General features: G+C 70.7%; 13 protein-coding genes. 1 reads left to right on the top strand and 12 read right to left on the bottom strand.

The annotated features are described in order from the left end of the window. Positions 1–86: 86 nt before the first annotated feature. The 6 genes from DI573_RS01510 to DI573_RS01485 all read right to left on the bottom strand — a co-directional run bounded on the left by DI573_RS01510 (position 87) and on the right by DI573_RS01485 (position 7,796). The gene (locus DI573_RS01510) at positions 87–1,502 is read right to left on the bottom strand and encodes an MSMEG_0567/sll0787 family protein (protein ID WP_292809906.1); all 1,416 of its coding nucleotides are present in this window, start codon (positions 1,500–1,502) and stop codon (positions 87–89) included. A 1-nt stretch (position 1,503) separates the two neighbouring features. Further along, the gene (locus DI573_RS01505; protein WP_292809904.1) at positions 1,504–2,598 is read right to left on the bottom strand and encodes an MSMEG_0568 family radical SAM protein; all 1,095 of its coding nucleotides are present in this window, start codon (positions 2,596–2,598) and stop codon (positions 1,504–1,506) included. A 90-nt stretch (positions 2,599–2,688) separates the two neighbouring features. Continuing rightward, positions 2,689–4,176 carry an HNH endonuclease signature motif containing protein gene (locus tag DI573_RS01500; RefSeq protein WP_292809902.1) on the bottom strand — a complete coding sequence of 496 codons (1,488 nt, stop codon included), beginning with the start codon at positions 4,174–4,176 and terminating at the stop codon, positions 2,689–2,691. A 142-nt stretch (positions 4,177–4,318) separates the two neighbouring features. Further along, positions 4,319–5,164: a transglutaminase family protein gene (locus tag DI573_RS01495; RefSeq protein ID WP_292809900.1), complete on the bottom strand. Its 846-nt coding sequence runs from the start codon at positions 5,162–5,164 to the stop codon at positions 4,319–4,321. Beyond that, positions 5,161–6,093, bottom strand: coding sequence for an alpha-E domain-containing protein (locus DI573_RS01490; RefSeq protein WP_292809898.1), 933 nt, complete (start codon positions 6,091–6,093; stop codon positions 5,161–5,163). The genes DI573_RS01495 and DI573_RS01490 overlap by 4 nt, the downstream gene beginning before the upstream one ends. Further along, on the bottom strand, positions 6,087–7,796 hold the full coding sequence (locus tag DI573_RS01485) for a circularly permuted type 2 ATP-grasp protein (RefSeq protein ID WP_292809896.1): 1,710 nt from the start codon (positions 7,794–7,796) through the stop codon (positions 6,087–6,089). Before DI573_RS01485 ends, DI573_RS01490 begins: the two co-directional genes overlap by 7 nt. Positions 7,797–7,901: 105 nt before the next feature. On the opposite strand from DI573_RS01485, the gene DI573_RS01480 reads away from it, so the two are divergent. Beyond that, positions 7,902–9,506 carry a molybdopterin-dependent oxidoreductase gene (locus DI573_RS01480; RefSeq protein WP_292809894.1) on the top strand — a complete coding sequence of 535 codons (1,605 nt, stop codon included), beginning with the start codon at positions 7,902–7,904 and terminating at the stop codon, positions 9,504–9,506. 2 nt (positions 9,507–9,508) lie between these two features. On the opposite strand, the gene rocD is transcribed toward DI573_RS01480, so the two are convergent. The 6 genes from rocD to DI573_RS01450 form a co-directional block, all read right to left on the bottom strand. After that, on the bottom strand, positions 9,509–10,741 hold the full coding sequence (gene rocD, locus DI573_RS01475; RefSeq protein ID WP_292809892.1) for an ornithine--oxo-acid transaminase: 1,233 nt from the start codon (positions 10,739–10,741) through the stop codon (positions 9,509–9,511). Then, positions 10,738–11,670, bottom strand: a complete 933-nt coding sequence (ddaH, locus tag DI573_RS01470) for a dimethylargininase (protein WP_363331323.1) — start codon at positions 11,668–11,670, stop codon at positions 10,738–10,740. Before ddaH ends, rocD begins: the two co-directional genes overlap by 4 nt. A gap of 145 nt (positions 11,671–11,815) precedes the next feature. After that, a complete protein-coding gene (locus DI573_RS01465; protein ID WP_292809890.1) occupies positions 11,816–12,865 on the bottom strand; it encodes an NAD(P)-dependent alcohol dehydrogenase in 1,050 nt (349 codons plus the stop codon). Next, positions 12,862–13,089, bottom strand: coding sequence for a helix-turn-helix transcriptional regulator (locus DI573_RS01460; RefSeq protein ID WP_292809888.1), 228 nt, complete (start codon positions 13,087–13,089; stop codon positions 12,862–12,864). The genes DI573_RS01465 and DI573_RS01460 overlap by 4 nt, the downstream gene beginning before the upstream one ends. Further along, positions 13,089–13,520 (bottom strand): hypothetical protein, encoded by a 432-nt coding sequence (locus DI573_RS01455; RefSeq protein ID WP_292809886.1) that lies wholly within the window; start codon positions 13,518–13,520, stop codon positions 13,089–13,091. Before DI573_RS01455 ends, DI573_RS01460 begins: the two co-directional genes overlap by 1 nt. Before the next feature lie 99 nt (positions 13,521–13,619). Then, positions 13,620–14,932: alpha-L-arabinofuranosidase C-terminal domain-containing protein (locus DI573_RS01450; RefSeq protein WP_292809882.1), on the bottom strand; the 1,313-nt coding region annotated here is incomplete at its 5' end.

Here is a 14,932-nt window from a genome sequence, read left to right as displayed (position 1 = left end):
TGGTGCACGGGATGGAGCTGAAGGGAGAGTGTGTCCACACTCCCAAGCGGGTGTTTCTGTTTGGTTTCATCCGGAATGAGGTCGTGTTACGAACTCGCAGATCCGAGCCCCGTCGCCGCACTTTCGCACGCCACCGTCTCGACGCCGTCGGGCCAGCGCAGCCGGACATCGTCTCCGGCATCCAGCGTTCCGATGACGGCGGTCTCGGCGATGCGGGATGCCGCGCGCGAGCGTCCCGGGCGGTCGGCCGTGAGCATCCCGAATCCCGGAAAGCACGTGAGCCAGTCTCCGAACGAGACGTCGTCGGGTGACGGGATCGCGGCGACGTCGAGGGTGAGCCCCGTGCCGGATGCCTCCGCGAGCATCGCCGCGCTGCCGACGATGCCACCCATGCTGACGTCCTTCGCCGCGGCGGGGCGGGCTCTCCGCACGACGGCGCCGAGCTCGCGCAACTCGGAACCGGTCCGAGCCGATGTCGTGTCCCACTGCCGGCCCTCGAACCCGCGCCGCCACCGACCACGGAGGTCGACGGTGAGGCTGAGGTCGTCGCCCACGCGTCCACCGCCGCCGGGCACCGGCCGCTTCGTCCGACCGAGCGCGGTCACCGACAGCGACGGCGCGACCCCCAGCTGGGTGTGGCCCCCGAGGATCGGCAGGCCCCAGGCATCCGCCCCACTTCGCAGACCCCCGAGGATGCGCCGCGCGAACGAGGCGGTGGGGGCGGCGACGGAGTCGAGCAGTCCGATCGGCTTCGCACCCATCGCCGACAGATCGTTCACGTTGACCAGAACCGCACACCATCCGGCCCACTCGGGGTCGCGTTCGAGGATCGCCGGCAGGATCGCGTCGCACGCGGCGATGACGTCCGTGCCCGGAAGCGGCGCCCCGTCGTCGCCGACGAAGCCGCTGCCGCCGAGGGCTTTCGGGTCGTCGCCGCGCAGCCCGCCGAGCACGTCGCCGAGCGGGGCCTTCGTGGCTTGAAGCAGTCGCTGGATGCGGTCGATGGGCCAGCGCATGCGCACGTGCGGCGCACCGCCGAGGGATGTTCGCCCCCACGCTGTCCAGCCGAGGTGGCGGAACAGCGGTTCGTTGCGATCCTGCACGGTCGCCTCGAAGCGGAGCACGCCGCGGGCGAGCGCGGTCGCGCACGCTTCCCGCACGAGGGCCGATCCGATGCCGCCCGCGCCGCGGGCATCGCGACGCACGACGAGGCGGCTGCCGGTCCACCACCCGATGTCGCGTCCTTCGAGGGCCGGGGCCAGCCGCACGCCGCCGAGCACCACCTCCTCGGGGTCGACGCAGACGAGCACGATCGTGCGGGGATCGTCGTCGATGCGATCGAAATCGTCGGCATCGAAGATGCCCTGCTCGGCGACGAAGACCTCGCGACGGATCGCGCGATAGTCCTCGATCTGGCGGCCGGTCGCCCTCTCGATGCGCCACACGGTCCGGTTCGGGCGCGCACGGTGGGCGACGCCGGCGAGCAGCGGCACGTCGAGCACGTCAGGCTCCTGCCGTCTTGAGCACGCTGCAGGCCCCGCACGCCACACAGCCGGCGCGCTGGTCCTCGCCGCGCATGCCCGCCGCCTTGAGCAGATCAGCGACACGACTCGTCACCGAGTCGAGCAGCGATCGATGCGGGGCGGGCACCTTGTCGACGTCGGTGGCGAGCGTGCCCTTGAGCGGGCGGAACGGGACGACGAAGGGGTAGACACCCATCTCGATCAGTTCGCGCGCACCTTCGACGAGCTCGTCGGGGTCCTCCCCCATGCCCACGAGCAGGTAGGTCGAGACCTGATTGAAGCCGAACACCCGCACCGCCTCACGCCAGGCTGCGCGGTACTCGTCCATGCTCACGCGGGATTTGCCCGGCATCCACCGTCGCCGGACCTCGTCGTCCATCGACTCGACGTGGATGCCGATGGAGCGCGCGCCGGCGTCGTAGAGGTCGGTGATGGCGCGCAGATCGGCGGGCGGCTCGCACTGCACCTGGATCTGGAGGTCGGGCACCGCCTCCTTGACGGCGCGTACGCAGCGGGCGATGTGCTTGGCTCCGCGGTCCCAGCCGTTGGAGGTGCCCGTCGTCATCACCATGCTCGTGATGCCATCCAGCCGCACGGCCGCCTCGGCGACCTCGGCGAGCATCGCCGGGGTCTTCACCGCGATCGTGAGCCCGGCATCCAGCGACGCCTCGATCGCGCAGAACCGACAGCGCTCGCTCTCGTCGTAGCGCACGCAGGTCTGCACGACGGTGGTCGCGAGCACGTTGCGTCCGTGGAGCTTGGCGATCTTCTCGTAGTTGACGCCCTCGGCGGTCTCGAGGTCGTAGAAGCGGGGACGCACCACAGGCTGCACATCGAAGCCGAGGTCGGCGCCCTCGAACGTGAGCCTGCCGCTGGCGTTGACCACGTAGGGGCTCGACGGGTTGAGCGGGATCGCCGCACCCTCGCCGTTTATGATGAAATGCCCGTCGTCGCTGGGGCCCGCACCGCCCGTCCGGCGCACCGGCGCATCGCTTCGGATGCCGAGCAGGGCGATGTTCACTCGGGTCGACACGTGGGCGGCGGTGTCGGTCGGAGCTGCCGATGCGGGAGTCATATCTCCAGTAGACGGATTCCGCGTTTCGGTGTGGCTACGAACGGATAGCGCTCGTGTTTCGGACCGAGAAGATTGCGTTTCGCATCGCGTTCACGCGCCCTGAGCCCGTCGCACCCGTCGCAGGGGTGATCCGCGTACGGGTCGCCATCGTCGGTGGGGATCCCACCAGGCGGGTCCGCGGACCTCGGGGACGCCGTGGCGCATGCGGACCGACCACCCCGAGGTGCCCAGGGTGCGGTGGTGGAACCAGCACAGCAGCAGACCGTTGTCGCAGTGGGTGGGTCCACCGCGGGAGTGCTCCTGATCGTGATGCACCTCGCACCACGCCGCCCGCACCCCGCACCCGGGGATCACGCATCCCCCGTCGCGCAACGCGATCGCCTTGCGCTGCACCGCGGTGAACACGCGGTCCCGCACCCCGAGCGACACGATCCGTCCTGCACCGTCGAAACCGACCCGCTGGATCGTGCCGCAACACGCGATCTGCGCCGCCACCCCCATGCTCACCGGCTGGTCGGAGCCCTCGACCTGCGCCCACCCCGACCCGGACACCAGGTCGTCCTCCCGCACGTACACCACGAGCGTCGGCGCGGCCCCGCCGATCGTGGCCAACTCCCCCGCCCGTGCCGCCGCCCCCAGCGCCGTCGCGAACGCGTCATGCTGCTTCTGCAGCCGCGTGCGCCCATCCACGGGCACACCGTCACCGGATGAGCCGGGTGCGGCGTCCTCACGGAAGGTCGGACCACCCGCATTCGACCCGGGATGCTCGGGCCCGGTCACCCTCGGACTCATCAACGCATCGAAGATCGTCTGCAGCTGCGCCGCGACCTCCGGCAGCAGCATGCCCGATAACGGCACCAACCCCCGCCGCGGCACCCCCAACGCCAGCCCTCGGCCTCGCAACGCCCCAGCCTCGACCGGCTCAGCGCCGTCAGCGTCGATCGCACTCGCCCACAGGTGCGCCATCGCCCGCAGATCCGCCACCGACGGCGCAGGCCCCCGAACACCGGCATCGGCATCGGCATCGACATCGACATCGACATCGACATCGCGATCGCGGAGCCCCCTCGCCGCGTCGGCGAGGAACGCGTCCGCCGCCAGCACATCGTCACGCGCCGCCCGCGCGGCGGCGTCCGTCAGCGGCCCGGCGATCGCGTTCACCGCCTCGACCCCGACCTCGCCCGCCACCAGGGCATCACGAAGCGCAGGCAGGGTGGGCTCCAGCCACTCCCCTGACGCCAGGGCCCGATCGCGGTGCACCACCCGACCCGCGCGAATCATGCCCGACGCCGCGTGCGGCGACACCCGCGTGACACGCTGCACGAGTTCCGACACCGACCGGCACCCCGCCCGCGCCGAGAGCCGATCACTCCGGGCGCCCTGCGACCGCGCCTCGACGACCCCCACGGCCTCGATCAGCGCGCCCTCCACTCGCCGCGCGATCGCCGCCAGGGCACCCATCACCGCGAGCAGATCATCATCGCCCAGCGCCTCGAACGCCCCACCCGCCAGCGCGGGCTCAACCACCCCGCGCACGCTGTCGCCGACCTCGGCGAGAGCGGTGACCAGCAGGTTCATGACCCCCATTCAACAGGGGGCCACCGACATTCGATCGCCGAAAAAGCGCGGATCAAGGCATCAAAAGATGAGAGGTTGATAGCGGTTCAGCGCGTCCTTTCGAGACGCCGCTCCGCGGCACCTCAGGGACCGCCCGACGGCCTCACGCCTCGCGCGTGATGGTCACCCGGACGAAGAGCTGGCTCTTGAACGGCCCCGCGTAGACGCCCCGCAGCGGCGGAACGTCGTTGTAGTCGCGGCCACGGCCCACGAGCACGTGACGGTCGCCGATCTCGATGTTGTTCGTGGGGTCGAAGCCCTGCCATTCGCCGGCGAACCACTCGACCCACGCGTGCGACTCTCCGCTGACGGCGACGCCGACCTCGGCGTTCGCCCGCGGGTGCAGGTAGCCCGAGACGTAGCGCGCCGGGATGCCGACGGCCCGCAGCGCGCCGAGAGCAATATGCGCCATGTCCTGGCACACGCCCTTGCGTGCCTCCCATGCCTCCATGGCGGTCGAGTGCACGCCGGTGATGCCGTGCATGTACTCGACGGCGTCGCCGATCGCGGCGACGATGTCGTGCGCCGCGCGACCCGGATCATCGTGCCGGCCCGCGATGGAGCGTGCGATCTCGACGACATCGTCGTGCGGCTTCGTGCGCTGGGTCTGCACGAGCTGCTCGACGGTGTCGATCGAGCGCCCCGCCTCGGCGGCGAGCTTGTCCCACGTGATACCGGTGTGCTCGAGCGGGCGCGGCCGCACCTCGACGAGCGACTTCGCGGTGAGGTTGAGGTCGGCGTGCGGCGAGAGCACGTCGAACGCGCTCACCCGGGTGCCGAAGTAGTCGACGTAGTTGTTCACCGACGTCGAGGGGTCGATCTCGAGGGACGAACTCAGCACGAACTGACTGTCGGTCGTGCCCGGCAGCATCCTCGCCTCGTTGTATGACGCCGTGACGTCGCCGTGATAGCTGAAACCGGTCGCGTGCTCGATGCGGAGTCTTTTCATGAGATCTCCCCGATCCAGCTCGGCTCGGCCTGCGTCGGGAAGAACCGCTGCCGGATCGCCTCGGACGCTTCGCGGGTGACGGTCTCGACGCGCAGCATGTGGGTGGGAAGCTCGGCGAGGATCTCGCTGATCGGCCGGTATTCGAGATCGTTGCGGATGCGCCCGAGCGCCCGCAGCACCTGGTTGGAGTGGCCCACCCGATCCTCGCGCGGATCGATCGCGCTCATGCACTCCTCGGCCCGCTGGATCGAGTAGATGATCGAGCGGGGGAACAATCGGTCGAGCAACAGGAACTCGGCCGCGTTGCGCGCACTCGGCATCCCCCGGTACGTGCGCAGGTACGCCTCGTAGGCGCCGCAGGAGCGGAGGATCGTCGTCCACGACGGGCCGGATGCCTCGGTCAGCGACCGCGTGGCGAGCAGTCGTGCCGTCATGTCGGCGCGTTCGATGCTGCGACCGAGCGTGAAGAACTGCCAGGCTTCGTCGCGGCTGGTCGAAGAGTCCACGACGCCGACGGCGAGCGCCGCGCGCTCACGAACCCACTGGAAGAACTCGTGCACCTTGTCGGTCTGCAGCCGGCGGGGCATGCGTGCATTGGTCGTGTTGAGGCACTCCCACAGCTCTGTGGAGACGATCTCGCGGGCGCGGCGCGCGTTCTCGCGGGCGGCGTTGAGCGAGTAGACGATGCTCGCGGGGTTCATGCGGTCTGTGGCCAGCCGCGACAGAACGTCCTCGCGGCTGACCCGCTCAACCGTCTTGACCGGGGCCGACCCCATCACCGACAGCAGCGACCGGCAGGCGATGTCCTCGTCGATCCACGGATCTTCGAGCAGAAGCTGCAGATGCACGTCCAGGATGCGCGCCGTGCCGTCGCTGCGCTCGATGTAACGCCCGATCCAGAACAGCGATTCGGCGATGCGGCTCAGCATCCTGCACCACCATCGGCGACGGCCTGCTGCTGCTGCTCCTGCTGTTCGACGCGCGAGCGCGGACGATCGTGGGGCGAGTGGTCGACCTCGGGCTGCGCCGCGTCGTGCTCGGCCTCGAGGGCGGCAGCGGTGATGATCGGGATCGCCGCGGTGACGGTCGAGGCCTGGTCGGCGACGAGGCCGGCCAGGCCGTGCCCCTGTCCGTACTCGACGTGCGCGGGCGCCGAGCCGCCGACGACCCAGGTGTCCTTCGATCCGCCGCCCTGACTGGAGTTGACCACGAGCTGCCCCTCGGGCAGCGCGACGCGCGTGAGACCGCCCGGCAGAACCCAGATGTCGTCGCCGTCGTTGACGGCGAACGGACGCAGGTCGGCGTGGCGCGGCCGCATGCCGTCCTCCACCAGCGTGGGGATGGTCGAGAGCATGACCACCGGCTGGGCGATCCATCCGCGCGGGTCGGCGAGAAGCCGTTTGCGGAGGGTGTCGAGCTCGGCGCGCGAGGCATCGGGCCCCACGACGAGGCCCTTTCCGCCCGAGCCGTCGACCGGCTTCACGACGAGCTCGTCGAGGCGGTCGAGCACCTCTTCGAGTGCCTCGGGCTCCTCGAGCCGCCACGTGTCGACGATCGGCAGGATCGGTTCCTCCGACAGGTAGTAGCGGATGAGGTCGGGCGTGTAGGTGTAGAGCAGCTTGTCGTCGGCGACGCCGTTGCCCACGGCGTTCGCGATCGTGACGTTGCCCAGGCGCGCGGCGAGCATGAGCCCGGGCGCCCCGAGCATCGAGTCGGCTCGGAACTGCAGCGGATCGAGGAAGTCATCGTCGACGCGGCGGTAGATGACGTCGACGCGCTTGGGTCCACGCGTCGTGCGCATGAACACCTTGCCGCCCGCGCAGAGCAGGTCGCGGCCCTCGACGAGCTCGACGCCCATCAGCCGGGCGAGCAGGGTGTGCTCGAAGTACGCCGAGTTGTAGACGCCGGGGGTCAGCACCACCACGTTGGGCTCGTCGATGCCGGGCGGGGCCGACGCCCGCAGGGCCGCGAGCAGCTTGTTGGGGTAGTCGCCGACCGGACGCACCCGCATCGAGACGAACAGCTCGGGCAGCGTCTGCGCCATCACGCGGCGGTTGGAGATGACGTAGCTGACCCCGCTCGGTACCCGCACGTTGTCTTCGAGCACGCGCATCTTGCCGTGCTCGTCCCGGATCAGGTCGATGCCCGAGACCTGGATGCGCACGCCGTTGGCGGAGTGGATGCCGTAGGCCTGTCGATAGAAGTACTGGGACGACGCGATCAGCTGCGCCGGGATCACTCCGTCGCGCACGCAGTTCTGCCGCCCGTACGCGTCATCGAGGAAGGCCTCGAGCGCGCGCACGCGCTGCTTGATGCCCGCCTCGACCTCGGACCACTCGTCGAAGTCGATGATGCGGGGCACGGCATCCAGCGGGAACGGCCGCTCCTCACCCGCGAAGTCGAACGTCACGCCCTGGGCGAGGTACGAACTGGCGAGAGAGTCGGTACGACCCCGCAACTCCTCCTGCGTCATGCGGGCGAGCGCCTGGTAGAGCTCGCGATACGCATCGCGGGACTCGGCGAGCGCACCCGGATGCGCGGGCGAGCCGAACATCTCATCGAACGCCGGAGCGCCGTGGACGCTCTTGCGCGGCGCGAGCGTCGAGCCGTAGCCGTCGAAGAGGTCACCCATGGGTCGAGCCTAGTCCGGGGCGTGTTGCCTGAATGTTTCTTACGGGCCGGTGACGGATGCCGCCACCCGGCCCCGGCGCGGCGGCATCGACGTAGGCTCGGGCGCATGACGAGCGCCCCCACCCTTCCGCGGGCATCGACGACGGCGACATCGCGGCGTCGGAGCCTGCGCGCGGCCGGGGCGGGCGTGGCGGCCGTCGTGCTGGGTGCGGGGCTCGGCGAGCTGACCGCCGCCCTCGTCGCCTCCGAATCCAGCCCGTTCGCGGCCATCGGCGCGTTGATGATCGACGTCGCCCCCTCGTGGGCCAAGGACCTCGCGATCGCGCTCTTCGGCACCGCCGACAAGATCGCCCTGCTGGTGGGCATCGCGATCGTGCTGCTCGTCGCCGCCGCGGGAGCGGGTGTGCTCGAACGATTCCGACCACCGTGGGGCAGGGTCGCCGTGGCCGGAATCGCGGTCTTCGGCGTGATCGCGGCGATGACGCGGGCGAACGCCCCCGCGATGGCCTGGGTTCCCTCGGCGGTGGCGGGAGCAGCATCCGCCCTCGCTCTGGGCATGCTCGTGCGACTCGCGGTGCGGGTGCGCGACTCCCGTGACGCTCCCGACCCGCGCGACGCTCCCGACGCGGGACGGGATGCCGAGGGCTACGCGTCGCGACGCGGCTTCCTGCTCTGGACCCTCGGCACCGCCGCGGCGGGTGCGCTGGCAGCGGCCGGGTCGAGCGCGATCCGGGCGGGGCGGCGCGCGGCCGATGCGGTGCGCGAGGCGATCCGGCTGCCCGCCGCCGCGACGGCCGCCGCGCCGATTCCGGCGGGCGCCGAGCTGGGCATCGAGGGGCTCGCGCCCGTCATCACGCCGAACGAGATCTTCTACCGCATCGACACCGCGCTCATCGTGCCGCAGGTGACCACCGCGGAGTGGGCGCTGCGCATCCACGGCCTCGTCGAGAACGAGGTGAGCATCACGTGGGACGACCTGCTCGCCCTTCCCCTCGAAGAGAGCGTCACGACGCTGACCTGCGTCTCGAACGAGGTGGGCGGCGACCTCATCGGCAACGCGCTATGGCTCGGATACCCGATCCGGGAGCTGCTCGCGCGTGCCGTTCCCCTGCCCGAGGCCGACATGGTGCTCTCGCGCTCGATCGACGGCTTCACGGCATCCACCCCGATCGAGGCCCTCACCGACGATCGCAACGCGATCCTCGCCGTCGGCATGAACGGCGAGCCCCTGCCCGCCGAGCACGGCTTTCCCGTGCGCATGGTCGTCCCGGGCCTGTACGGGTACGTGTCCGCCACCAAGTGGGTGGTCGACCTCGAAGTGACGCGCTTCGACGCCGCGCGGGCGTACTGGACCGATCGCGGCTGGTCGGAGCGGGGGCCCATCAAGCTGCAGTCCCGCATCGACGTGCCGCGGGGCGGGGTGGATGCCGGGGCCACCGTCATCGCGGGTGTCGCCTGGCAGCAGCACGTCGGGGTGTCGGGTGTCGAGGTGCAGATCGATGACGGCGCCTGGCAGCCGGCCACGCTCGCGAGCGCCATCTCGGACGACACCTGGGTGCAGTGGAGCGTGCCGTGGGAGGCCGAGTCCGGCGACCACACCATCCGCTGCCGCGCGACGAACGCCGATGGCGAGACGCAGACCGAGGCCCGCGTGGGCGTGATCCCCGACGGAGCGACGGGCTGGCACGAGATCCGCGTGTCGGTGCGCTGACCTCAGCCGGCGAGCACGACCCGCAGCTGCTCGAGGGCCCAGTCCAGTTCGGTCGCGCGCACCACGAGCGGCGGCGCGATGCGGATGGTCTGCCCGTGCGTGTCTTTCACCAGGACGCCCCGCGCGAGCAGGCGCTCCGCGACCTCGCGACCCGTGCCGCGTGACGGATCGATGTCGACCCCTGCCCACAGCCCCGCGACGCGCACACCGGTGACGCCGTGGCCGATGAGATCCTGCAGCCGCGCCTCGAGGTGCTCGCCGAGCGCCGCGGCCCGCGCCTGGAACTCTCCCGACGCGAGCATCTCGACCACCTGCAGCCCCACGGCGGCGGCCAGCGGGTTGCCCCCGAACGTCGAGCCGTGCTCACCCGGGCGGATCACGCCGAGCACGTCGGCATCGGCGACGACGGCCGACAGGGGCAGGATGCCGCCACCGAGCGCTTTGCCGAGCAGGTACATGTCGGGGACGACCTCTTCACGGTCGCACGCGAACGTCGTGCCGACGCGGCCGAGGCCGGACTGGATCTCGTCGGCGATCATCAGCACGCCCCGCTCGCGGGTGATCTCGCGGACCGCACGCAGGTAGCCCTCCGGCGGGACGATGACGCCGGCCTCGCCCTGGACGGGCTCGATCAGAACCGCCGCGGTGTTCTCGTCGATCGCGCCCGCGAGCGCGGCAGCGTCGCCGAACGGCACGTGCACGAACCCCGGAGCGAAGGGGCCGAAGCCCTCGCGCGCCTGATCGTCGTCGCTGAAGCCGACGATCGTCGTCGTGCGCCCGTGGAAGTTGCCGTGCGCGACGACGATGGTGGCGGCATCCGGGGCGATGCCTTTGACGCGGTAGCCCCACGCCCGTGCGACCTTGATCCCGGTCTCGACGGCCTCGGCGCCCGTGTTCATCGGCAGAACCATGTCTTTGCCCGCGAGCTCCGCGAGGGCCGCAGCGAATGCTCCGAGCCGGTCGTTGTGGTACGCGCGGCTCGTGAGGGTGAGCCGGTCGAGCTGCTCGCGCGCGGCGGCGAGGATCGCCGGGTGGCCGTGCCCGAAGTTGAGCGCCGAGTAGGCCGAGAGCAGGTCGAGGTAGCGCTTGCCCTCGACATCCGTCACCCACGACCCTTCTCCGCGGGTGATGACCACCGGCAGGGGGTGATAGTTGTGGGCCAGGTGGGCCGCTTCGTGCGCGATGATGCCGGCGGTCTGACCGCCGATCTGGGAATCCAGCACGGGTGCGCTCATCGGGAGCCTCCTCGCAGTTCGAGCGTGCAGCACTTGATGCCGCCGCCGCCGAGCAGCAGCTCGGACAGATCGATCAGGACGGGTGTGTAGCCGCGTTCGCGCAGCTGCGCCTCGAAACCGGTCGCGCGGGGCGAGATCAGCACGTGACGGCCGTCGCTCGCGGAGTTGAGCCCGAAGACGTCGCCGTCGGCCTCGGCCACCTGGATCGCGTCGGGGTAGCGCTCGGCGAGCACGGCGCGGCTCGGCGCATCGAACGCGTGCGGCAGGTAGGCGATGTTGGCGCGCAGGGCGCCACCCCGGGCCGTACCCTCGACGGGATCGAGCACGGCGATCGCGGTGTCGAGGTGGTAGAAGCGCGGGTCGATGAGGGTCAGGCTCACCACCTCGCGACCGAATACGTCGCCGACCTCGCGGTGGCTGTCGCCCGTGGACCGGAAGCCCGTGCCCGCGAGGATCGTGTCGCCCACGAGCAGGAAGTCTCCCTCACCCTCGTTCACCTCGCGCGCCTCGGCGAGCTCGAAACCGTTCGCGGCGAACCAGGTGTTGAAGTGCGTGGCCTCGGGCGCGCGCTGGGCGAAGCGGAACTTCGCACCGTAGGCGACGCCGTCGATGACGAAGCCGCCGTTGGCTGTGTAGACCATGTCGGGCAGGCCGGGCACGGGATCGATCAGCTCGACCTCGTGTCCGAGCGAGACGTAGGTGTCGTACAGGGTCTGCCACTGCCGCAGCGCGGTGGCGGTGTCGGTGGGCAGCGCGGGCTGCATCCAGGGGTTGATCGTGTAGCTGACCGTGAAGTGCTCGGGCCGGCACATCAGGTACCGGCGGCGGTGGGCGGTGCGGCCGCCGGGTGCGGTGTCGGCGGCGGCGGATGCTGCGGCTGCGGTGGATACGGCGGTTTCGGCCGCTGCGGGTGCGGTGTGCGTCGACATCTGTCGCTCCTTCGTCGAGGTGCGGCGGACGCTGTCCTGAGGCTCGGCGGCCCTTCGACTCGGCTCCGGGGAATCGCGAGGAAAGGTCACTCGAGCACGCCGAGGCCATTATCCCACGACACCCGCCGAGGCGCGGCGAGCGCCGTCACGGCAGCACGACGACCTTGCCGACGGTGTGGCGCGCGTCGACGTGCGCGAGCGCGGCGCCGGCGTCGGCGAGCGGGAACGTCCGCTCGATCACCGGGCGCAGCGCGCCCGATGCGACGAGCCGCAGCAGCTCTGCGGTGATCTCGGTCTTGGGCGTCGCAGCGAGGGGCCGGATCCGCGGGCCGGGGGTGAGGGAGAGCACGCCGGCGCGCAGCATGCGCCCCACCGGGCCGAGCACGCGGCCACCCTCGCCCGAGACGAGCACGACGCTTCCGCCCGGTGCGACGAGTCGCCGCAGCGTCCGCAGCGGGGCCGCGCCGACGATGTCGATGACCGTGTCGAAGGATGCCGGGGACAGCTCCCGCGACTGGGTCGCGACGTCGACCCGCGCGTAGTCGAGGGTGCGCGCGGCACCGAGATCGGCGACGAGACGCTCGTTCCGCGCGCCGCAGATGGCCCAGACCTCCGCGCCGCGCAGAGCAGCGAGCTGCACCGTGTGGGTGCCGACGCCCCCGCTCGCGCCGATGATGAGCACCCGCTTGTCGGGTCCCGCCGCGGGGCCCGCGAGATCGAGCGCCTGCCACGCCGTTCCCGCTGAGACGGGGACGGCCGCGGCAACGCCGGCGGCGACCGCTTCCGGCCGGCGCACGACACGCGCCGCCGGGGCGACCGTGTACTCGGCGAGCCCTCCTCCGGGCAGTTCGCCGACCACCTCGTCGCCGGGAGCGAGCCCCCGGACTCCGGCGCCGACCGCGACGACGGTGCCTGCGACATCCATCCCCCGCGTCGCCCGGCGCGGACGGCGCAGACCGAAGAAGGCCCGCACGAGCAGGGGCTCCCCGTGCATGATGTGCACGTCGCCCGCGTGCAGCGCGGTCGCGTGCACCCGCAGCAGCGCCTCGCCGGGGCCGGGCGTCGGGACCGGCACCTGCGCGCGGTGGACCGAAGACGCGTCACCGTATCGGCGCTGCACCCACGCCGTCATCGTCGCCGGAAGCGCCGCGGCGGCAGCATCCGTCCTCTGTTCGTTCGGGTGCTCGGCGGTCATGGCTGCTCCTCGGCGGTCGGGTAGTGGAAGACGTCCTCGACACGCACCCCGAAGACATGGGCGATCTGGAACGCGAGCTCGAGCGAGGGCGAGTACCGTCCCTGCTCGATCGCGATGACGGTCTGCCGCGTCACGCCGATGCGGCGGGCCAGGTCGGCCTGTGTCACCTCGCGCGCACCCCGCAGCTCGCGGATCGTGTTGGTGACTCTGGTGGGCTTGACCATCACGGCATCCCGCGGCGGTAGAGCACGACGGTGGCGATGCCCCCGACGAGGGCCGAGAGTCCGAACCCGAAGAAGATCGTGTTCGCGATCCAGAACCAGTCCGCCTCGAGCGCGCACAGCACGATCGCGCCGAGACCGCCCATGGCGGTGAACGCCTGACCGACACGGTCGCCGATCCGACCGATCTCGCGGTCGCGGACGTCCGTTCGCGAGGCCTCCGGGTCGCGCATGCCGGCGACGATCCCCCACAGGATGGTGAGGATGATCACCGCGATGATCGAGACGCCGATCGTCCAGAGCATGATCGGCACCCAGTCGACGCGCTCGAGCGATCCGCCGTCCGCCTGCTGCAGGACGACGACGATGTAGACGGTGAAGGCCGCGATCGTGACGATCAGGCCCGACCAGGTGTTGCGTTCGACGTACCCCACGACGACCTCCCAATGTCAGGAATGTTTGACATTCGGAGGCTACGCCCACGGATGCTGCGTGTCAAGAATTCTTTACACGCAGCATCCGTGGGACGGCGATCACCCCAGCGCGATCGCCGTCCACGACACCGGCGGAAGCGAGACGGTCAACCGCCCCTCCGAGAGCCGGATGCTGTCATTCGGGCGCGGCGCGACACGCTCGCGGTCGTCGAGGGTGTTCTTGGCGTACACGTCGTCGTCGGCGAGGGTGTGCGATTCGAGCACACCCACCCCGCCGAGCGCCGCGACGTCGACCGTCACGTCGATCGCCTCGGTCCGACTGCGGTTGACGAGGAACACGGCCGCGCGCCCCGACTCGGCGTCGTGCGTGGCCACCGCGTCGATCAGCGGAACCTCGCCGTACTGCTCGGTGCTGTAGGTGGGCGCGTCGAGCTTGAGCTGGAGAGCCTTGCCGACCGCCAGACGCGAGGTGATCGCGAAGGGGAAGAACGTCGTCTGCCGCCACGCCGGCCCGCCGGGTTCGGTCATGATCGGAGCGATGACGTTCACGAGCTGTGCGAGGGACGCGCTGGCGACGCGATCGGCGTGCTTGAGCAGCGAGATCATCAGATTGCCGAAGACGACGGCGTCGGCGACCGAGTACACATCCTCCAGCAGCCGCGGGGCGACCGGCCAGTTGGCGATGCCCTCGATCTTGTCGACGCCGTGGTAGCGCTCGATGTACCAGACGTTCCACTCGTCGAACGAGATGTCGATGCGCTTGCCGCTGCCGCGCACCGACCGGACGTGATCCGCCGTGGCCACGACGGTCTCGATGAAGCCGTCCATGTCGACCGCCGAGGCGAGGAAGCTGTCGAGGTCGCCGTTCTTCTCCTCGTAGTAGGCGTGGCACGAGATCATGTCGACGTCGTCGTAGGTGTGCGAGAGCACCACGCGCTCCCACTCGCCGAACGTCGGCATGTGGGCGCTGGAGGATCCGCACACGACGAGCTCGATGGAGGGATCGAGCTGCCGCATCGCCTTCGCGGTCTGCGACGCGATCTTGCCGTAGTCGTCGGCAGAACGATGGCCGAGCTGCCACGGACCGTCCATCTCGTTGCCGAGGCACCACACGCGCACGTCGAACGGCTCCGCACGGCCGTTCTCGGCGCGCCGGGCCGACAGCTCGGTGCCGCCGGGCAGATTGGCGTATTCGAGCAGATCGATCGCCTCGAGTGTGCCGCGCGTGCCGAGGTTGACCGCCATCATCATGTCGCTGCCGACCTTGTCGAGCCACGACGAGAACTCGTGCATGCCGACCTCGTTCGTCTCGGTGGAGTGCCACGCGAGGTCGAGTCTGCGCGGCCGCTTCTCGCGCGGCCCCACGCTGTCCTCCCAGCGGAACCCCGAGACGAAGTTGCCGCCCGGGTACC

This window comes from Microbacterium sp., from assembly GCF_003248605.1.
Taxonomy (GTDB): domain Bacteria; phylum Actinomycetota; class Actinomycetes; order Actinomycetales; family Microbacteriaceae; genus Microbacterium.
This window is presented reverse-complemented; position numbering and strand designations above follow the sequence as displayed.